The following is a 20,724-nucleotide window of genomic DNA, read 5'->3' as shown; positions in this document are numbered from 1 at the left end:
CCGATGCCCCTCTCGCCCGTCGCGTTCTCCGAGCGCCTACGTAGCCTGTTTCGGCGCCTTGGCGCCATGGCCTACGACACCTTGCTGCTCGCCGGACTGATGATCGTACCCACCGTGCTCATCGTGATCGCACGGGGCGGGGAAGCAGTCCCCGCGGGAGACCTCACCTACCAGGGTCTGCTAGTACTCCTCGTGAGCGCCTTTTACGTGACCTCCTGGACCCGTCGTCGCCAGACCTTGGGGATGCGTGCGTGGCAACTGGAAGTGTGCGATCACGACGGCCGCTCCCTGACCCTGGTCAGGGGCTTCCTGCGCCTGGCGGCCAGCGCCCTATCCCTCGCTCCCTTTGCCCTCGGCTATCTGTGGATCCTCGTTGACCCCAAGGGCATGGCCTGGCACGACCGCTTAACTGCCACCCAAGTTCGCTTTTCGGCAAATACCTAACACAAGAAATCGCGAATTCACCTCGCGAGTCTCACAGTGAGCAAGGAGAACTTCAACGGGTGTAGTGGAGTGCTAGGAGGATCACGGCGCCTAGCAGCAGCGTAGGAAGCCACGCGAGCAGCAGCGGCGCTACGCCCAAGACGGCGCCGCTGCCCAGCACCGTGCGCGAGCCAACGAAGTAGATCACGCCGATCACAATGCCCACCAGCATGCGCTGACCGGAGGCAGCAGAGCGCAGGGGGCCAAACACGAAAGGCAGCGCCAGTGCGGCGATTATCGCAAGAGCACCTAGGTTCGATAGGCGCGACCAAAACGCCACTTCGTAGGCGTAGGTGTCGAGCTCGTTACGCCTTAGGTAGTCGATGTAGCGGTAGAGTGGAAGCAGGGGTAGCTTATCGGCGTCGTTCACCGATAGGTCGATTAGCTCAGGCCGCAGCTGGGTGCTCTGCGATACTTCTAGAGACTGCCGCAGGGTCACGCCGCCTGGTTCGATCAGGCTCTCTCGATAGTCGCGCAGGCGCAGCCTACCGGCCTGATCGAAGTCGGCCGCTCGCGCCCGCGCCACGGACACTAGACGGTGGCGTTCATCGAGGGAAAACACGTACACCCCACCGAAGGCCTCACTCACCTCGCGCGCCTCGAGGTGGATAATGCGTTCGCCGTCCTTAATCCAACTGCTGCGCCCCTCGCCGAGCGTGACCCCTTCGTTCAGGCTCAAGGTGCGCAAGCGCTGCCCGTAGTCCGAGGCGACCGGTCCTATGAGATCGCCCAATACCAACCCCGCCAATGCGAGGATTGCGCCGCTGATCATGGTCCCTCGAGCCAATCGCCACAGGGAGACGCCAGCGGCACGCATGACCACCAGTTCGCTGTGCGCGGCCATCCCGCCCAGTCCGAGCAGAGCGCCCAGCAGCGTGGCGATTGGCAGAAACTCGTACGCGTGGCGGGGCAAGGAGGTCACCACGAACGTCATCGCCTCCAGCATGCCGTAGCTGGCGGTACCGACGCTCTCCAACTGCCGCAAAACGCCCACGAAAGCACGCAGCGCTACCAAGGCTGCTAGCACCAAGGCGGTCCCGATAAGCACGCCGCGGGCGATGTAGCGATCGATGAGGCTCACGCAGCGCCCAACGCCACTCGAGGCGCGCGCCGGAACACACCAGCCTGCCAGGCGAACCACAGGGCGCCAGCAGCGATGAACAGGCCGTGTACCCACCACAAGCCCACCCAGCCCGGCACATCTCCCTGGGCCACGGCGCTGCGGCCGGTGGCGAGGAGGTTCGAGTACACCACGTAGATGAGCAATGCCGCAACGAAGGTGCCATAGCGTCCCTGGCGTGGTCGCGTTTTCGCTAAGGGAACCGCTAGCAAGGTCAGGGCGAAGGCGGCCATCGGCAGGGAGAGGCGCCATTGGAGTTCGGCCAAGTCGCGGCTGTCCCCGGTGCCGATCAGCTCACGCGTGGGGTAGGTCTGACGATTGTCGCTGCGAGCGCTCGTAGCGGGCAGCTCGATAGGCACGCCATGCTCGCGAAAACTCACTTCACGAAAGCTCGTGGTGCCCGGTTCTCCCTCCACTCGTTGGCCCTCGTAAAGCACCAGCAGGCGCTGCTCGGGACTACCACCCCGTCGCAACTCGCCGCGCGCCGCCACGGCCACCTCCACGTAACTGCCCCGCCGGCGCTGGATGAAGACGTTGCCCAACAAGCCGTCCTCGTCGATGGACTCCGCGTAGAACACGGTGGAGCCACCGCTTACCGCTTTGAACCGACCGGGCTCCAGCAGCCCCACCTCAGCAGCCTGGCGCGCGCGTTGGCTGGTGAGGTACGCCTCCTGCGCCGCCCAGGGAGCCACCTGAAGTGATAGCACCGCGAGCAGCGCGGCGGTGGGCAAGGCCAGGGTAAGCAGGGGGCGGAACAGGCGCGAGAGGGGCATACCCGATGCCAGTAAAGCCGCCATCTCGCTGTCACGATACATGCGCCCTAGCGTCATCAAAATGGCGACGAACAATCCGACCGGGATCAGGATGGTCAGAAAGTAGACGGAAGAGAGCCCAAGCATGAGCAGGAGAGCCTCCCGAGGCAGGTCTCCTTGGGCCGCGTTGGCCAGGTCGCGAGCAAAGCGGTCTGCCAGCAGGATCACGAACAGTACGCCCGTCGCCGTGAGCCACGAGATGGCCACTTCACGAAGTACGTACCGGTCGACGATTCCGAGCATGCATTCTCCGCGGAGCATTTCGCTCCGCCTCCCTAAGCGGTTACTCTTGCGGGCTGTATCCACGCTGTGCCAGCTGTTTTGGTGCAGCGCGCGCAACGGGGTAACCACGAAATTTCGGGGGAAGCATGAAGTATTCGGTGAGTGGCGCCAACGTCTCGGGACTTGAGAGTAGCTGTGTGATCGCCGCCATATCGCGCGATGGCACACTCGGTCCCGCCACCGCGCAGCTCGACGCTAACCTTGGCGGTGCCGTTCGTCGGATCATCGAGACGGGCGACTTCAAGGGTAAGCTCGGCGATACCTTCATCCTCACGGGGCTCGATGGCGGCGTGTCGCGCGTGGTCCTCACCGGCACCGGAGATGCGGCTGAGCTCGACGCGAAGCGATACCGCCGTGCGCTCATCGCCGGGGCCGACGCCGCCGCCTCCACCGCCGCTGGCGCGGTCACCCTGCTGACCTCCTTGGAGCCGCCGGCGGGTATGGGCACGGCCGAGGCCGTGCGCCTGGGCGTGGAGTGCTTTGCCTACGCCACCTACCGGTTCACCTCCTTCAAGTCGAAGGGCGCTGAGGCGGCGGGAGCGCTTCCCGAGAGCTGCACCATGCTCGTGGCGGAAGACACCCTGTCCGAAGGCGAGCGGGGTCTTGCCGTCGGCCAGGCGGTTGCTGCTGGCGTGGCCCTCGCCAGGGACCTCGGCAACATGCCCGCCAACGCCTGCACGCCGACCTACCTAGCGCAAACCGCTGAACGCATCGCTGCCGATAACCGACACATGACGGCCCGCGCGCTAGATAAGGACGAGATCGAGGCGCTCGGCATGGGGTCCTTCCTGTCGGTCAGCCAAGGCAGCCGGCAGCCGCCGAAGCTCATCATTATGGAGTACAAGGGTGGTCCGGAAGGCGAAGCGCCGGTGGCCCTCGTCGGCAAGGGGATCACCTTCGATACGGGCGGGATTTGCATCAAGCCAGCACCGGCCATGGACGAGATGAAGTACGACATGTGCGGAGCGGCCGGTGTGCTCGGCACTATGCAGTCGGTCGCGCGCCTGGGCCCAGCCTGCAACGTCATGGCCATCGTGCCCACCTGCGAGAACATGCCGGATGGTCTCGCCACGCGTCCCGGTGACATCGTGACGGCGATGGACGGCCAAACCATCGAGATCTTAAACACGGACGCCGAGGGGCGCCTGATCCTCTGTGACGCGATCTGTTACGCAAAGCGCTACCAACCGGACGTCATCGTTGACGTGGCGACGCTCACCGGCGCCTGTGTGATCGCTCTCGGTGAGCACTACAGCGGATTGATGAGCAACGACGACGCGTTGGCGGAAGCTCTCATGGCCGCGGGCCGCTCGGCCTGCGATGTGGCGTGGCGCCTGCCTGTGGACGACGATTACGCGGAGGCACTGAAGAGCAACTTCGCGGATTTCGCTAACGTCGGTGGGCGACCTGGTGGTGCTATTACCGCCGCTTGCTTCCTCCACAAGTTCGCCCGCGACCAGCGCTGGGCGCACCTGGATATCGCGGGCTCCGCCTGGAAGGGCGGCAAGGCAAAGGGCGGCACGGGGCGCCCCGTCGGGCTGCTCATGCAGTTCATCCTCGACCGCTTGGCCTGACGAGGCGTCGAGCCCGGGCGCAACCTCGCCGGAGTCACTCGATGAGCACGCGAGCCGAGCAGGTCGAGTTCTTCGTTGAAGAGCAGGCGGGCTTACCCGCCTTGCTCCGCGCCACTTGCCGCGTGATAGACGCGCTTTGGCGCCCGCTCCCCGCCCGCGCCCTAGTGCGCGTGATCGACGAAACCGCCCTGTCCCGCCTAGACGACGAGCTTTGGACCTTTCGCGACGACGCCTTCATCCCCCACAGCCCCTACGCTGGCGAGCCCAACCCGGCCAGCCCAGTGTTGCTCACGGCGAGAGCCCCACAGGATATCGACTTAACGCCAGATCTGTTCATCGATACCACGGCCCAAACGCCGGCCGCCGACTGCTTCGCACGTTTCTCGCGGGTGGCAGTCGTGCTCGATGCAGATGGCAGTCGCCGCGAGGCCGGCCGAGACCGCTTCCGCGAGTGGCGTAGTCTGGGATTGACGCCACAGACCCACCCCGTCGGGCGCTGACCGTCCGGATCAACGTCGCGCCCGCCCCTTCGCATCTTCGCCACCTGGCGCCTTTCCGCTATTCTGGGCGGTCGAATCTGTTGCTCCTGCCTGGCTAACGCCAGGCCCACGCGAGTAGCCTCACCGAACACCCAAGAGTTGACGCCTCCATCCATGGAAAAGACCTTCGATCCGCAGGCCATCGAGAAGGATTGCTACGCCCGCTGGGAAGCAGATGGCTGCTTCGTGCCGAGCGCCAGCGGCGAGCCCTACTGCATCATGATTCCCCCGCCGAACGTGACCGGCACGCTGCACATGGGGCACGCGTTCCAGGACACGATCATGGACGCGCTCACCCGCTACCACCGTATGACAGGCCGCGACACCTTGTGGCAGATGGGCATGGACCACGCCGGCATCGCCACCCAGATGGTGGTGGAGCGCCAACTCAACGCGGAGGGTAAGAGCAAACACGACCTAGGCCGCGACGCCTTCGTCGAGCGCGTCTGGAAGTGGAAGGGCGAGTCAGGCGGCGCCATCGGTGAGCAGCTGCGGCGCCTCGGCGCTTCCGTCGATTGGTCGCGCGAGCGCTTCACGATGGAACCCGCCCTGTCGACAGCGGTGACGGAGGTCTTCGTCAAGCTGCACGAGGACGGCTTAATTTACCGCGGCAAGCGCCTCGTGAATTGGGATCCCGTGCTGCACACGGCCCTCTCCGACCTCGAGGTGGTGTCGACGGAGGAGTCGGGCCATCTCTGGCACCTGCGCTATCCGTTGAGCGATGGCAGCGGTCAGGTGATCGTCGCCACGACCCGCCCCGAGACCATGCTCGGCGACGTGGCCGTGGCCGTACATCCAGAAGACGAGCGCTACACGCATCTCATCGGCAAGACCATCGACCTGCCGCTCACCGAGCGCAAAATCCCGGTCATCGCCGACGACTACGTAGACCCGGAGTTCGGCAGCGGCTGCGTGAAGATCACCCCCGCCCACGACTTCAACGACTACGAGATCGGCCAGCGCCACGATCTTGAGATGATCACCGTCCTCGACTTCGATGCGAGGCTCAACGATACCGTGCCCGAGGCCTATCGTGGGCGGCCGCGCTTCGACGCGCGCAAACGCATCGTCGCCGATCTGGATGCAGCGGGTCTGCTGGAGCGCATCGATGATCACAAGTCTGCCGTGCCCCGCGGGGATCGCAGCGGGGAAGTCCTCGAGCCGCTCCTAACCGATCAGTGGTACGTAAGCGCCAAACCGCTGGCGGACCCCGCTATCGAAGCCGTTAAGTCCGGCCGCATTCGCTTCGTGCCCCAGAACTGGGACCGCACCTACTACGAGTGGATGAACAACATTCAGGACTGGTGTATCTCGCGTCAGCTTTGGTGGGGCCATCGCATCCCCGCGTGGTACACCGAGGACGGCGAGGTCATCGTCGCGCGCAGCGAAGAGGAAGCGCGCCGCAAGGCGGCGCTCAGCGCCGACGCGCACCTGCGCCAGGACGACGACGTGCTCGACACCTGGTTCTCCTCCGCCCTGTGGCCCTTCGCCACCTTGGGCTGGCCGGAGAAGACGCCGGAGCTGCAGCGCTATTACCCGACGAGCGTGCTGGTCACGGGCTTCGACATCATCTTCTTCTGGGTGGCGCGCATGGTCATGATGGGCCTGCGCTTCATGGACGACGTGCCTTTCCACGAGATCTACATCCACGGCCTGGTGCGCGACTCGGAAGGCCAAAAGATGTCCAAATCCAAGGGCAACGTCCTCGACCCCCTCGACCTCATCGACGGCACCACCCTCGAGGCCCTGCTCGAGAAGCGCACTTCCAAGCTTATGCAGCCGGCGATGGCCAAGGCCATCGAGAAAACCACACGCAAGCAGTTCCCCGACGGCATCCCCGCCTTCGGCACCGACGCCCTGCGCTTCACCTTCATGGCGATGGCCACCACCGGGCGCGACATCCGCTTCGACATGGGTCGCATCGAAGGCTATCGAAACTTCTGCAATAAGCTCTGGAACGCGACTCGCTACGTACTGATCAACTGCGAGGACAAGGCTCGCGGTGAGGAAGACAAGGTCTTCTCCGATGCCGATCTGTGGATCCGCTCACGCCTGCATCGCACGATTCGCGAAGTCCAGGAGAACTTCGCCGCCTATCGCTTCGATTTAGCCTCCCAGGCCCTCTACGAGTTCACCTGGAACGAGTTCTGCGACTGGTACCTCGAGCTCACCAAACCTATTCTGCGCGACGCGGACGATGACTCCCCTGAGGCCCGTGGCACGCGCTGGGCGATGCTCGACGTGCTCGAGGCCCTCCTGCGCGCGCTTCACCCGCTGATGCCGTTCATCACCGAGTCCCTCTGGCTGCGCGTGGCGCCGCTGGTCGAGCGCGGAGCGGACACGGTGATGCGTCAGCCGTATCCTGAGGCGGGGAACTATGTCCGGGATCTCGACGCCGAACGGAATATGGACTGGGTCACGGACTTCGTCCTCGGCATCCGGCAGATTCGTGGCGAGATGGACATCTCTCCGTCTCGCGCCTTGCCGGTGGTACTACAGGACGCTGGCGACACGGATCGGAAACGCCTCGGGCGGTATGCGGCCCTGCTGTCGCGGCTTGCAAACCTGGAGCAGATCGACGTGCTCGAACCGGAGGCGGTGCCGCCCCTGTCCGCTACGGCCTTGCTCGGGGACATGCGCTTGTGTGTCCCCCTCGAGGGACTTGTGGACATCGGCGCCGAGATCGCGAGACTGGAGAAGCAGCTCGTCAAGCAGCGCGCGGAGCACCAGAAGGTGAGCGCGAAGCTCGGCAACGCGAAGTTCGTCGATCGTGCCCCAGCGGACGTCGTTGAGGAACAGCGCCGTCGCGGTACGGAGCTCGAGCGACTCGTTGCCAAGCTGGAGGATCAGCTTGGCGCCCTGCGCAGCGCCAGCGGGTAGGTCCCGCCGCCTCGCGGGACTGGGATGCAAGCGGCCACGAATTCCGTGAGGAAGCCAGGCCGCGGGAGCCTAACAAACGGATGGACCAAACGAGCATGCCAGCACGACCCGCCGCGCAGCCGGTACCCAACCCGGCCGCTACCACCCTTGCCCGCAGCGTCATTGATCAGCTATCGAAGGTAATCCTGGGCAAGGAGCTGCAGCTTCAGCTCGCCCTTACTTGCCTGATCTCTCGTGGCCATCTGCTAATCGAGGACCTACCGGGCGTCGGCAAGACCACCCTCGCCCAGGCCCTGGCGCGCGTGCTTGGCTTGAGCTTCCAGCGGGTGCAATTCACCAGCGATATGCTGCCCGCCGATATCATCGGCGTCTCCGTCTACGAGCGGAACAGCGGTGACTTCCGCTTCCACAAGGGCCCCGTGTTCGCCCAGCTCGTGCTAGCGGACGAAGTAAACCGCGCCACTGCCAAGACACAAAGTGCCCTGCTCGAGGCAATGGAGGAGTACCAGGTCACCGTCGACGGGCAGACCTACGCCCTTCCACAACCCTTCTTCGTGGTGGCGACGCAAAACCCGGCGCACCAGATCGGCACCTTTCCGCTGCCCGAATCCCAGCTTGACCGCTTCCTGATGAGCATGTCCCTCGGCTATCCGCCCGCATCGCTCGAACGCACGCTGATCTCCGGGGCCGATCGCCGGGAGGTTCTCGACGGCCTGGAGCCGAGCCTGGCACTGGAGGATTTCCTCGCCTTGCAGCGCCTTGCGCCGAAAGTGCATCTCTCCGATCCGATCCTCGACTACATCCAGGCGATCGTCGCCTACACGCGCCAGTCGCCGGAGTTCGACGCGGGCCTGTCCCCCCGCGCCGCGATCGCCCTTGGCCGCGCCGCACAGGCGTGGGCCCTGATTCAGGGCCATCGTGGCGTACTGCCTGAGGACGTGCAGGCCGTAGCACCCGCTGTGGTGGGCCACCGCTTGCGCCATCGCGACCAGACCGCTGGCTTGACCACAACCGAGCTCGGCGAGACGGTAGTCGGCGCTGTCGCCATCCCTTAAGACAACGCCTGAGGAGTCGCGCCGTCCGCTTGCCATGAAGGCTCTTACCCGCTTCATCAACGAGAAGGCGCAGGCGTGGGCCTTAGAGCGCCAGGGCGAGGACGAGCGCAGCGTCACCCTCAATACGCGACGGGTTTACATCCTCCCGACGGGCCAGGGCCTTGCCTTCGGCATCCTGCTACTAGCGATGCTGCTAGCTTCCTTGAACTACAACAACAGTCTCGGGCTAGCCCTTACCTTCACCCTCGGCGGGCTGGCGGTGGTGGCCATGCACCACTGCCACCACAACATGGTGGGCCTGACCATCCGACTGGTGGATGTGGAACCCGTGTTCGCAGGCCAGCGCGCGGAGTTTCGCTTCGCCCTAGAGGGTCGTGGGCGACACGAGCGCTATCAGTTTCAGCTGTATACGGATGCCAAAGCGCCCGACACGCTGGAACCAAACACGGTTCACAGCGCCACCGCGGACGTGCCGGAAGAGGAGGATCGAACGGTGATCCTATCCGTGCCGACCCACCGCCGCGGACGCCAGGTACTCGCTAGCGTAGGCGTTGCCACGCGCTTTCCGTTCGGCCTGTTCCGCGCGTGGAGCTGGCTGCACATGGATGGCGCGGTGCTGGTCTATCCAAGCCCCGCGAACGACGCTCCGCCCTACGCTGCGGGCGATGGCGATACGCAAGGTAGCGTCAACGAGCAGCGCGGCGAAGAGGACTTTGCCGGACTTCGCAGCTTTCAGGGAGGGGATTCGCCTCGACACATCGCTTGGAAAGCCTACGCGCGGGACGACGAACCGCGCGTGAAGCGCTACGCTGGGGTCGCGGTAGCCACCACGTGGCTCGATTTCGATGCGCTGACCGACCCGGACCCGGAACGGCGCCTCGAGCAAATGACACGCCAGGTGCTCGATGCCCAGGCCGCCGGTCACCCCTACGGTCTGCGATTACCGGGCGATGTGCTGATCAGTCCGGACCTGAGCGCGACTCATCAGGAGCGCTGCCTGGGCGCCCTAGCCGTGTGTACCCTCGGCGCCACAACGCGCATCCGGAAAGTTACCGACGCCTACGTAGGCAGCAGCGCTGCGCAGGTCACCACCGGATGAGTAGCCAGCGCCTCTCGGCGAACACGCTCACTGCCCAACACCTCGGCTGGGTGCTCATGGCGAGCGCCCTCGCCTTTGTGCCTCATATCACCCATCTTCCACCGTGGGTTTCCGCCCTGGCGGCGCTCGTGTCCGTGTGGCGCTACATCGCCCACCTTCGCGGATGGGGACTTCCCCCCGTGCTCCTGCGCTCGGTGTTGGTGGCGGTCAGCTTCACCGGCGTGCTGGTGCAGTACCAGACCGTCAACGGCATCGAGGCTGGCAGCGCTCTGCTCTGCGTCATGGCTGTCATGAAGCTCACGGAGACGCGTACCGCCCGTGACCTGGTGGTACTGATCTATATCGCCTACTTCCTGATTGCGGCCCAGTTTCTCTACGAGCAGACCGTGTGGATGCTCATCTGGGCCGTGCCGAGCATCTGGTTGCTGAGCGCGACCCTACTGCAGGTCAATCACCATGGTCGCTTGCTTGCGATCAAACCCGCCCTGGCCCTGAGCGGGCGCATGCTCTTGCACGCGCTACCCTTGATGCTCGCCCTCTTCCTCCTGTTCCCGCGCATGCAGGGCTCCTTCTGGGCCATCGAAGCGCCGAGCAAGCGCGGTCTCACGGGGTTGAGTGACAAGTTGGAGCTGGGGTCGATCAGTGAGTTGATTCAATCGAACGAGGTGGCGTTTCGCGTGCGCTTCGAAGGCGAAGTGCCCGACCGACCACAACGCTACTGGCGAGGACCCGTGCTCGATCACTTCGACGGGCGCACCTGGACGCCAGGCGCCACAGCTCAATCGCCCGGCGAGACGCCAGATGTGGTGCTAGACGGCCCACGGGTAACCTACGAGCTCACGCTCGAACCGCAGATCGGCCGCTACCTATTCGCCCTGGAAGCACCAGATCCGCTAGCCGTGATGTCCGTGGATGCCATGCTCACCCAGGACTACCAGATCCTGGCCCGCCGCGATCTCACCGACCGCACCCGCGTACGTCTCATCAGCTACCCCGAGGCCAAGGTGCGCCACATCACACGCGCCCTGCGACAGCGTACGCTCGACCTACCGCAGGGCAACCCCCGCGCCCGAGAGCTGGCAGCCCAACTGGTGACCGACGCCGGCGGTAGGGCAAGCCAGGTGGTAGCATCAGCCCTTGAGCTTTTTCGCGAGCAGCCCTTCTACTACACGCTGCGGCCAGGGGAACTGCGCGGCAATCGCATCGATCAGTTCCTCTTCGACACGCGACGAGGATTCTGCGAGCACTACGCCTCGTCGTTCACCTTCCTGATGCGTGCCGCCGGCATCCCGGCGCGTGTCGTCACCGGCTACCAAGGCGGCGAACTGAACACGTCCGTACTCGTTGGGGGGCATCTGACCGTGCGCCAATCCGACGCCCACGCCTGGGCTGAGGTGTGGTTGCGAGGTAGAGGATGGGTTCGCGTGGACCCGACCGGCTACGTGGCGCCCGAGCGCATCGATTCGGGCATCGGCGAGGCGCTGCCCGAGTTGCAAAGCGGCTTCGGAAACCTGCCACTGCTGGCAGGCCTGCGGCAAACCTGGGATGGTGTCAATCACGCGTGGAACGACTGGGTGCTGGGCTACGGCCCCAGCCGCCAAAACAGCCTGATGGAGCACCTAGGCGTGAAGGAACCGGACGCCTACAAGCTGGTGGGCCTGCTCGCCATCGCCCTGGGCGTGATCGGTGCAGCCCTCTACCTCGTGCTGGAGTGGCGCGGACGTCCCCCGCGCCCCGCACCCGAAAGCAGGCTGTACGAGCGATTTTGCCGGCGCCTGGCGCGACGCGACCTCGCGCGCGCTCCTGAGGAGGCGCCAAGGGATTTCGTTAGGCGAGTTGCCGAGCAGCGCCCCGACCTGGCTCAGCGAGCGCAGGTGATCACGGAGCTCTATCTCGCCCTACGCTACCTGCCAGACGGCGGACAAACCAAGCACGCGCTGGCGGACTTGCGGCGTCACGTACGGGAGTTTCGCGTGCGGCAATCGTCGCAAGCGACGGGATCGGCGTAGATCGTTCGCGCTAGCGACTATCGAGCCACTCGCGTGTCCACGTAGCTACACGGTCGCGCCAAGCGGCACTGGAGAAGGTATGCGTTGCCTCGGGCAGATCACGATGGCTCCACGCCGGTCGCTCGAGCAACGCCCGCCAGTCTTCATGATCGCGCGCGAGGTCAGCGAACTCCGCTGCCGTGAGGTCGTTTCCACTCAACACGAGCAACACCTCTCCCTCGAAGCGTTCCATGCCCAAGCGCATCCGCTCGGGGAACGGCAGGCTCATGTCATCGGGACTGCCCGCGTCATCGGGCGAGCGCCTACTGCCGCGACTGATGAGGAGGTTTCGCCCGAACTCGGACAGGGACTTGAACACGTTGACACGCCCCCTAAACAAACCGGTCCAGAAGTCGCCATTCATCAACCGCTGCAGATAGTAGTGCCGCACGAATGTCTTCGCTTGCGTAGCTTGCGTGCGCACCCAGGGGTTGAGGAGCACCACCCCCTTCACCCGGGGCATCCGCCATGCGTTGAGCATGATCGCTGCCGCCGCGTCACAAAGGCCCCAGAGGACGATCCCGTCTAGCTCCGGATGGGTCCGATCCAGCGCGCCAACCGCCGCTTGGATATCGGCAGTGAGGTGTTCGAAACCCGGGAACTCCCCGTCACTGTCACCCATCCCGCGTAGGTCGAAACGCAAGGAGGGGAAGCCCGCGCCGGAAAGCGCTCGCGCCAGCAAGGTGAATTGGCGATGGCTGCCGACGCGCGTCTGCGGCCCCCCAACGACCACGACGACGCCAAGTCTGCGAACCTCGGCCATCGGGGGTGGGTCGTGGAGAACGCCGGCGAGGGCGGTGCCCTCGCAATCGAACCTCAGGGCGCGCAGGGTGCCTTCCCCCTCATGAGGCTGAGCCGTGACCATACTCAAGGCGAGCCCATGTCGATTGGGGGGCGGCCGAAAGAGCCGCGCGCCTCTCGCCAGCCCTTGCCAAGCTCACCGCAGTGATCGATCAACCCATGGGAGATCGCTATCTCCGGAGTGCTCCAGAAGCTAGGCCCAACTACCTTCTCGTCTTCTACCCACACCCCAGCGGCATCCCAAACGCCGATGAGCTTGCGTGAAGCGGGACTGAAGGGACGCTCCCCTGCCGCTACCACCTCAGCCCAGTGCACGGGCACGGTGGGGGCGACCTTTACCAAGTCAAGGGCGTCTAGCGATTCGCACATGGCGCCGGAGAACGCGTAGCCGCCGATCTCAACCCGCTGCCCCGCCGCCAGCAACTCTCGAAGCTCTCCCGTGTTCTGCCCACCATCGACCTCGTCTCCGGCGAGCCGATCTGCCACCAGACGCATGCGAAGAAACGAGGTGACGAAGGTCTTCCCCTTGACCACCGGTTGCCAAAGCAACAAACGCTCCGCCTTCGCGGCTTCAGCCGCGGCTACCGCGAGCACAGCACCGGTCCGCAGGCCCCAAAGGACCAGGTGCTCAAGGCCACGAACCTCGCGCATCCAGGTCGCGGCTACCTGCAAGTCCTCGACCCAACCGGGCCACGAGGCCGCTGCGAACTCACCCTCGCTGTCGCCTGTACCGTAGAGGTCGACGATGAGCACCTCATGCCCCGCCGCAGCTAAGGCCGTCGCAGCTAGACGTACGGTTCGGCGGGTCTTATTCAGCTCTTCCGCGAAGGGCGCGCAGAAGATGACACCGCGCGTGTTGACGTGTCGCTCGGAGGGGTACACGTGCAGGGCAAACAGGGCTCCCTGCGGGCCGGCGAGGAAGTGGGGTTGCCAGTCGACCGACTCGGCGCTCACGCGAGCTTCGCGTCTACCAAGTCGACCAGCGTGCCGAGAGACTCAAGGGCGCCACCTAGCTCATCGTCGTCGAACTCCACGTCAAAGTGCTCACCAAGCACAGTGAGGACATGAATGACGGCGTAGGAGTCAAGCTCCGGAATCTCACCGACCAGCGGCGTCTCGCGCGTCCATTCGGCGGTGAGTTCGCCGAGCTGGAGAGCGTCGCCCACCAGGTCTCTTACCTCTTCTAAGGTAGACAACTTTGGGTACCTCTTGGGATCGTCGCGCCAAGCGCCACGGCGTGCGATAACAGCCGAGATTGTACGGATTGCCCTCGCGCTAATCTACGGCGCACGCCACCTTCGATCTGTGCGTCCGGCGGCCTTGGAGCAGCTATCTGGGCCTTTGTACCGTAGGCCAGCTACTTGTCCAGTACATCGGTCACAGAAGCGCGGGGGGTGTCGCACTGCGCAGAGGGTGCCCTGGGTCTGGCGAGCGATCTACGACACGGCGAATTCCCGCACGGGTGAGGTATCATCCGAGTGAATAAAGCGGATTCCGTATCTTCATGCGAAATCGACTACTCGTTCTCACCTTTCATCGTGTGCTCCCCGAGGCAGACGCCTTCCGCCGCGGGGACATCACCGCGCAGACCTTCGACCGCATCTGCGCGTGCCTCACACGCTTCTTCCGCGTAATGACCCTGGGAGATGCCGCGCATCGAATGCGCGAGCGCGGCACCCTGCCTGATCGTGCCCTCACGCTCACCTTCGACGATGGCTTCGCCGACAACGCCGAATTGGCCGCCCCCATCCTAGAACGCCATGGCTTGAGGGCAACTTTCTTTGTCTCCACCGGCTTCCTAGACGGCGAGATCATGTTCAACGACGCCATCATCGAGGCGTTGAGGACTGCCCGCCGAGACAAGCTTGACCTCAGTCAACTAGATAGCGATCTATCGGGTGTCCGCCAGCTCGATTCCCTCCAGGCGCGTGTCGCCGCCAGTAACGAACTCGCAGGTGCACTGAAGTATCGCCAGCCCGCCGAGCGATTAGCGCTGACGAGGAGGCTTGCCTCGCTGGTAGACGCGGACGACGCACCAAGCCTCATGATGGTGCCCGATCAGGTTGCCAAGATGGCTGAGCGGGGCCTGGAGATCGGTGGACACACGGTGAACCACCCTATTTTGAGCGAGCTCTCCAGTGAGGCCGCCCTGGAGGAAATCCGAGCGGGGCGCGAGCGCTTGCAGGCTATCACCCAGCAACGAATCGACTCCTTCGCCTACCCGAACGGGAGGCCGGGCCAAGACTACGACGAGAGCACCGTCGATGCCGTCGAAGCCGCCGGCTTCACCCAGGCGGTCACAACCGCATGGGGGATCGCGCGCTGCGACGATGATCCGTTGCAGCTGCCGAGGGTCACCTGTTGGGATCGGCGAGCGGTGACGTTCGTACCGCGAATGCTGAGCTACTACCTACGGGGCGTGCGTGCGACGCAGCTGCCTCGGGAGAGCATCGCCGTCGCCTAGGCGCAGCGGGGCTCCCGCTTTGCTGCGGCCTAGGTCGCGTGCCGCTGCATCCACAGTTCCAGCATCACGATAATCCACAGCATCCCGCCGAAATAGTAGGCGTGGCCGTCGCGATGGGCGCGCACCATCTCATCGATGAACGAAGGGCGAATGATGCCACGTCCGCGCGCCTGCTCCAGCGCCGGGTAAACCACGTCCCGCAGGCGCGCGGACTCCTTCAACCAGATACCGAACGGCAGTCCAAAGCCGTGTTTGGGCTTGTTGATGATGTCCCGAGGCAGAAAGCCGTTCATCGCTTCTTTGTAGAAGTGGCGCAAGCGATGGCGGTGAATCAGTTGGTCTGGCGGCACCTGCAGGGACAGCTCTAGCACGTCGTCGTCCAGCATCGGATAGCGCACCTGCACTCCGGCGGCCGCGCACATCCCGCCGACCTTACGAAGATCGTTGTCCGCCAGCGTGAATTGCCAGTCCAGATAGAGCATGCGCTGAAGCAGGTCTTCCGTAGGCGCCGCGTTCCAGGTATCCGCCTGCAGGTGCAGTGGATGCTCAGTATCGATCTGAGTCAGCCAATCCTCACTCAACATGTTCTGCGGCCCATAGCGCAGCACAAAGTTGTAGGAGTCGTAGCGCGCAGGCATGCCAGGCCGCGCCTGCGCCACGTAGCTAACGAGCTTCGAGAGCCCAGGCACCTTTGACAGAGCTGAGTGGTCGCCTGTCTTGCCGAGCAAGAGCAAGCGTTGTAGCGCACCTTGGGCGACTCGCGGCAGGCGATCGTAGTAGCCGAACAGTTGCTGGCGGACATAGCGAGAGTTGCCGGCGAACAGCTCATCACCACCGTCTCCAGCAATCATCCGCGTAACGCCTTCGCTGGCGGCCGTCTTGGCACACACGTACGCGGGGACAGCGGATGAGTTGCCGAAGGGTTCGTCGTACCAGGCCGCGACGAAAGGCATGGCCTCGGCCACTTCATCGGGGCTTATATAGCGCTCGCGAAGTTCCGCGCCGAAATGGGAAGCTGCAAGGCGCGCGTACTCCATCTCGTCGAATCCCGCTGCGGAGAAACCCATCGTGTATGCTTGGGTCGCAGCGTCGGTGCCTTCGCGCTGTCTTGCCGCCAGTCCGACCACGCTGGAGCTGTCGAGGCCACCGCTCAGGAAGCAGGCCAGTTGCTCAGCCCCCTTGCTCGCGACGGCAACCGCTGCCCCCAGACTCTCCCTCAACTGCGCTGCTAGCGCTCGGTCATCAGCCCTTGACCCAGGCCTGGCAAAGGTGGGCTCCCAATAGCGCCCAATCGAGGACTTACCCTCTCGCCACAGCAATCGCTCGCCCGCACGCAGGCGGTAAACGTTCTTGTATACCGTGAGCGGGGCTGGGATGGCATCAAAGTAGAGATAGTCGAAGATCGCCTGCGGATCGAGATCGCTCTGCACCGATGGATGTGAGCGTACCAGGCCAGCACTTGCCCCAAACACGATCCCTTCAGCCACCTCGCACCACGCCATTGGGTAGACACCGAAGCGATCGGTCGCCAGCAACACCGCACCCTGGCGCCAGTCGATAACCGCGAGACCGAAAGAGCCTCCGAGCTGGTCGACAACGCGTTCGCCATAGTCGCGCCAACCGTCGAGAAGTGCTGCTGCCTGCCCCTGCTCCCGCGCCGTTTGACCAAGCATCTCATCACGCCATCGAGGCTCACCCAGCATGCAAGCCTGTACGGCCTCAACTTCGATCGCTGCCGCAAGCTCCTTGCCTTGACCGATACCGAGACTCGAACGCGCCGAGCTCAACAGCGCAGAGCAGCCAGAGTGGCTCAGCCACTGCTGAACAGATTCCGAAGCGCCACCCATCAGGAGGTAGCCCGCGCAACCGTTGTCGCCCTCTCGCGAGGCGCCTCGATCCGCTCTCAGATCACTCTCGCTAAGCACCTTGATGCCCCCCTCGAGGTTGAGGATAGCGCGCTCATCTCAGGCGGCTCGAGATGTTGCCGCGGGTTGCACGAGCTGATCGACAGCACCCCGAAACATGAGCAAAGCCCACAGCACAGCCGTGTGCTCGCGCCGCCCACTCTGGTGCTCGTCAACTAGGCGACGTAGCGAGGCGGGGTCGAAGAGGCCCGTATCCTTGAGCTCCGTGCCGGTAATCGCGTCGCGAAGGTATCCAGCCAAAGGCCCGCGGAACCACTGACCCAGTGGCACACCAAAGCCCATCTTCGGGCGGTAAAGCACGTCTTCGGGCAAATGCGGCTCGAGAGCCTTCTTTAGCACGTACTTGCCCTCTCGTCCCCGCAGCTTGAGCGACGCAGGTAGCTGCGCCGACCACTGCACGAACTCATGGTCGAGGAGCGGCACGCGCACCTCCAGCCCGTGCGCCATCGAAGCGCGATCCACCTTGGTCAGGATGTCCCCGGGCAAATACGTCTTGAAATCCAGATATTGCACCAACGAGAGAGGGTCGCAACGTCCCGCCTTTGCCGCATGCGCTCGAAACACCTCTACCGCCTCATAGCCGCCAAGTTCACGCTGTAGATCAGGACTTAGCAAGCGACGGCGCAGCTCGCTGGGCAGAATTGACACGCTGTGCAGATAGGCGGATAGAGAGTCGCGGCCGAGCGCTTGAAGCGTCGTCTTTGCGCGCAGGAAGCGCGGCGCCCAATCCATCTTCGGGTAGAGCGCTCCCGCTGTGCCGAAAAGAGGCCTACGAAGCGCTTGGGGAAGCCGTCCGCGGATACTCTCCTCCCAGGCGTGCCAGCGGTGTCGACGGTAGCCCGCAAATCCCTCATCGCCACCGTCGCCGGACAGCGCGACGGTCACCTCTTGGCGCGCGAGCTCGCACACGCGATAGGTGGGAATCGCAGAACTGTCAGCGTAGGGCTCGTCGTACACCTGCGCCAGCTGCTCCACTAGACCGAAGTCGTCCGGGTCTACCTGCTTCACTCGGTGGTCGGTTTCGTAGCGCTCGGCGACCATACGCGCAAACTTCGACTCGTCGTAGTCCGCCTCGCCAAAGGCGATCGAACACGTCTTGACGGCTCGCTCGCTAAGTCCTGCCATCATTGCCACGACCGCGCTCGAGTCGACGCCGCCGGAGAGAAATGCACCCAGGGGCACCTCCGCCACCAGTCGCCGATCGACGGCAGTGCGAAGGCGCTCAATCAGTTCCTCCTCAAGCGCGGACTCCGCCGCGGTATTGTCGGTGGACTCGAAGCACGGTGCGACTGCGAAGGACAGCTGCCAGTACTCACGTGGTTGCGGCAGCGGCTGCCCGCGGCGCAAAAGCAGCGTGTGCGCGGGTGGCAGCTTGAACGTACTGGCTAGGAAAGTGCGCGGCTCGGGCACATAGCCAAACGCAAAGTACTCCTCGATCGACTCGTTGCTGAGGTCTCGTTCGAGGCCCGGATGAACTAACAGTGACTTGAGCTCAGAGCCGAACAACAACCAACCGTCGGGCAGCACGGAGTAGTAGAGGGGCTTGATGCCCAACCTGTCCCGAGCAAGGAAGAGAGACTGTTGTCGTCGATCGTACAGCGCGAAGGCGAACATGCCGTTGAAGTGTTCGACGCATGACTCGCCCCAGTGGGACCAACCGTGCACGATCACCTCCGTATCGGAGCGAGTTCGAAACTGATACCCCGCGGCAATGAGCTCCTCGCGCACTTGTGCGAAGTTGTAGATCTCCCCGTTGTAGGTGACACCTACATCCTGCGCATCGTTCCACATTGGCTGTGCGCCGCCCGCGAGATCGATGATGGAAAGGCGTCGATGGCCGAGACCGACGCCAGGTTCTTGGTGCAGCCCTTCACCGTCCGGACCGCGGTGGGCAACCGCCCGCGTCATCTGCGCCAGCAAATCCGGCTCTACTTGACGCTGTTGCTGCGTGTCGAACAGGCCCGCAATTCCGCACATGGTTCAGACTCCGAAGTAGACTGTGCAATCGCGCAACACGCGACCGTTGGTATCAGGCTGCCACGGCCGCGTTACCGTGGTGGCAAAGCGCATTCATCGTCTCCGACGTCATCGCTGGAACGGGTAGCGCAGCGGGCGATCCGGGAGCCGAGCGTCGCGACGAAGGCGGTAACTGTGCTCTCCGGCACATCGCGTTGCGCGGCTACCACCAGATTCGCGCTAATCGGGTAGCGTCGTCGAAGCGAGTTATGCAGTTGCGACAACACCGCAACGGTACCGGAATTGGTCTGCTCCTCTCCAATGGCGAACCACTGCAGAAACGCATACTCGCCGATCGGTCCGCGCAAGATGGATCTGTTCACTGCGGTCAACTCCCCTTCGACCGAAGCAGGGATCTCTAAGCGATCAATCGTGGTGACCGAGGACCATTCACGGCGATCCGCCACAAGGTTCACTGCGCTCGAAACATCGCCCGCTCCACCCCTAGGGTCGAAGACCGCGACCGCCAGTTCGAGCACCGTACCGTCCTTCTCGTTGCGGTAGGCGCCGCGTAGCAATTGATCCGCTCCAGGTTGCACGGGCGACCATCGAGCACCAGGCGCCAGCGGCCCGATCCATCCGCTGGCGCCAGCCGGCAGGCTAGGCGAAGCGATTGGTCCAGTTGCAGGGGGCGACAAAGCACTACTCGCCGCGAGGGCCAGGCTGACCAGAAGACCCCCAACACCCAGCACGACAAATGCCTTTGGCAGCGGATAGGTTCTGTCCGCATCCACCGAAATGGACGGAAGCTTATCCCCTACGCCCGCCTCTTCCGCCGCCTCTGCGTCACCCCAGAACGAGCCCACCCAAAAGAGCAGAAACACCACGACGCCAAAGAAGATCCATCCATAGAGCAAATGGTCGAGACCCACGGCGTAGCGCATCTGCGTGAAGTGGGCAATCAGCACGATCCCCAGAGCGCGGAAACCGTTGGCCACGATCGGCACCACGATTGCAACGGCGACAAAGGCCACCCGACGCCAAGGGCTCGTGTACGTTAGGTACGCGTACAACGAGCCCAGAGCCGTTGACGCGATCAGGTAGCGAATCCCACTGCAGGCCTTCGCTACCTGGAAATCCCCGCTAGGCAGGGAAAACATCATTCCATCGCGATAGATCGGTATGCCAAGGGACTTTACGGCGCCCACGGTAAACGCGGCCGTGTACTCCATCAGCAGTGGAATTAGCCCTTCGCCGAAGGGGACTGCGAACAAGGAAAACACTAAGGCGAACCAGAAACGCCTTACGAAATCGTTACCTAAGAATGCCCACAACGTCACCGCGACCATGCTTACGAACGCCCCCTCCTGGACGACCTGAGCATCCGCAAGACGACCGATCCACCATGAAACCAGCATGGCAGCGAACGCCAACAAGGCGAGTGGGGAAGGGGCAGGAGTCAGTCCTGAGAGTCGCGACCGATCCCGCCAGACGAGCCATAGACAGATTGGGTAGATCACCACACCGTGGGCAAAGGTCTCCGAGCGCCACCAGGTGTGCACCATGCCCGCGGCCGTATCGGTGAATGCCACCGTTAAAGCAGCGACTGCCGTGGCGAGAAATGCGAGTGCCTGCGGCCAGTCCCTGGCACCGCGCGCCGCCACGTTCACGGGAACGCTGATCATT

General features: G+C 64.0%; 16 protein-coding genes. 8 read left to right on the top strand and 8 right to left on the bottom strand.

Annotated elements, in window-relative coordinates; translation table 11 throughout:
- The first annotated feature begins 3 nt into the window (after positions 1 to 3).
- Positions 4 to 444: an RDD family protein gene (locus AAGA68_14770; GenBank protein MEM9386318.1), complete on the top strand. Its 441-nt coding sequence runs from the start codon at positions 4 to 6 to the stop codon at positions 442 to 444.
- A gap of 52 nt (positions 445 to 496) precedes the next feature.
- Here the strand turns inward: AAGA68_14770 and lptG are convergent, their stop codons facing one another.
- Positions 497 to 1,564 carry an LPS export ABC transporter permease LptG gene (gene lptG, locus AAGA68_14765; GenBank protein MEM9386317.1) on the bottom strand — a complete coding sequence of 356 codons (1,068 nt, stop codon included), beginning with the start codon at positions 1,562 to 1,564 and terminating at the stop codon, positions 497 to 499.
- A complete protein-coding gene (lptF, locus tag AAGA68_14760; GenBank protein ID MEM9386316.1) occupies positions 1,561 to 2,658 on the bottom strand; it encodes an LPS export ABC transporter permease LptF in 1,098 nt (365 codons plus the stop codon). Before lptF ends, lptG begins: the two co-directional genes overlap by 4 nt.
- A 125-nt stretch (positions 2,659 to 2,783) precedes the next feature.
- Here lptF and AAGA68_14755 point away from each other — a divergent pair, with 125 nt between their 5' ends.
- The 6 genes from AAGA68_14755 to AAGA68_14730 all read left to right on the top strand — a co-directional run bounded on the left by AAGA68_14755 (position 2,784) and on the right by AAGA68_14730 (position 11,853).
- Complete coding sequence (locus tag AAGA68_14755; GenBank protein MEM9386315.1) at positions 2,784 to 4,271, top strand: leucyl aminopeptidase; 1,488 nt, start codon at positions 2,784 to 2,786, stop codon at positions 4,269 to 4,271.
- 41 nt (positions 4,272 to 4,312) lie between these two features.
- Positions 4,313 to 4,771, top strand: a complete 459-nt coding sequence (locus AAGA68_14750; GenBank protein MEM9386314.1) for a DNA polymerase III subunit chi — start codon at positions 4,313 to 4,315, stop codon at positions 4,769 to 4,771.
- A 153-nt stretch (positions 4,772 to 4,924) separates the two neighbouring features.
- Complete coding sequence (locus AAGA68_14745) at positions 4,925 to 7,690, top strand: valine--tRNA ligase (GenBank protein MEM9386313.1); 2,766 nt, start codon at positions 4,925 to 4,927, stop codon at positions 7,688 to 7,690.
- Positions 7,691 to 7,785: 95 nt separating this feature from the next.
- A complete protein-coding gene (locus tag AAGA68_14740; protein ID MEM9386312.1) occupies positions 7,786 to 8,745 on the top strand; it encodes an AAA family ATPase in 960 nt (319 codons plus the stop codon).
- A 34-nt stretch (positions 8,746 to 8,779) separates the two neighbouring features.
- The gene (locus AAGA68_14735) at positions 8,780 to 9,844 is read left to right on the top strand and encodes a DUF58 domain-containing protein (GenBank protein MEM9386311.1); all 1,065 of its coding nucleotides are present in this window, start codon (positions 8,780 to 8,782) and stop codon (positions 9,842 to 9,844) included.
- A complete protein-coding gene (locus tag AAGA68_14730; GenBank protein MEM9386310.1) occupies positions 9,841 to 11,853 on the top strand; it encodes a DUF3488 and transglutaminase-like domain-containing protein in 2,013 nt (670 codons plus the stop codon). Before AAGA68_14735 ends, AAGA68_14730 begins: the two co-directional genes overlap by 4 nt.
- A 10-nt stretch (positions 11,854 to 11,863) precedes the next feature.
- Here the strand turns inward: AAGA68_14730 and AAGA68_14725 are convergent, their stop codons facing one another.
- The 3 genes from AAGA68_14725 to AAGA68_14715 are packed head-to-tail and all read right to left on the bottom strand — an operon-like array spanning position 11,864 to position 13,889.
- Positions 11,864 to 12,757, bottom strand: a complete 894-nt coding sequence (locus tag AAGA68_14725) for a hydrolase 1, exosortase A system-associated (GenBank protein MEM9386309.1) — start codon at positions 12,755 to 12,757, stop codon at positions 11,864 to 11,866.
- A 2-nt stretch (positions 12,758 to 12,759) separates the two neighbouring features.
- Positions 12,760 to 13,647, bottom strand: coding sequence for a hydrolase 2, exosortase A system-associated (locus AAGA68_14720; protein MEM9386308.1), 888 nt, complete (start codon positions 13,645 to 13,647; stop codon positions 12,760 to 12,762).
- Positions 13,644 to 13,889, bottom strand: a complete 246-nt coding sequence (locus tag AAGA68_14715) for an acyl carrier protein (protein MEM9386307.1) — start codon at positions 13,887 to 13,889, stop codon at positions 13,644 to 13,646. The genes AAGA68_14720 and AAGA68_14715 overlap by 4 nt, the downstream gene beginning before the upstream one ends.
- Positions 13,890 to 14,197: 308 nt before the next feature.
- Here AAGA68_14715 and AAGA68_14710 point away from each other — a divergent pair, with 308 nt between their 5' ends.
- A complete protein-coding gene (locus AAGA68_14710) occupies positions 14,198 to 15,157 on the top strand; it encodes a polysaccharide deacetylase family protein (GenBank protein ID MEM9386306.1) in 960 nt (319 codons plus the stop codon).
- A 29-nt stretch (positions 15,158 to 15,186) separates the two neighbouring features.
- Here AAGA68_14710 and AAGA68_14705 read toward each other — a convergent pair whose 3' ends face one another.
- The 3 genes from AAGA68_14705 to xrtA all read right to left on the bottom strand — a co-directional run bounded on the left by AAGA68_14705 (position 15,187) and on the right by xrtA (position 20,723).
- Complete coding sequence (locus AAGA68_14705) at positions 15,187 to 16,830, bottom strand: asparagine synthase-related protein (protein ID MEM9386305.1); 1,644 nt, start codon at positions 16,828 to 16,830, stop codon at positions 15,187 to 15,189.
- 291 nt (positions 16,831 to 17,121) lie between these two features.
- Positions 17,122 to 19,059, bottom strand: coding sequence for an XrtA/PEP-CTERM system amidotransferase (locus tag AAGA68_14700; protein ID MEM9386304.1), 1,938 nt, complete (start codon positions 19,057 to 19,059; stop codon positions 17,122 to 17,124).
- Between the two features lie 71 nt (positions 19,060 to 19,130).
- Positions 19,131 to 20,723, bottom strand: coding sequence for an exosortase A (gene xrtA, locus AAGA68_14695; protein ID MEM9386303.1), 1,593 nt, complete (start codon positions 20,721 to 20,723; stop codon positions 19,131 to 19,133).
- Between the last annotated feature and the right edge of the window lies 1 nt (position 20,724).

It is taken from the genome of Pseudomonadota bacterium (assembly GCA_039193195.1).
Lineage (GTDB): Bacteria > Pseudomonadota > Gammaproteobacteria > Steroidobacterales > JBCBZW01 > JBCBZW01.
Note: the sequence above shows the minus strand (reverse complement) of the source record. Positions and strands in the feature narration are given on the sequence as shown.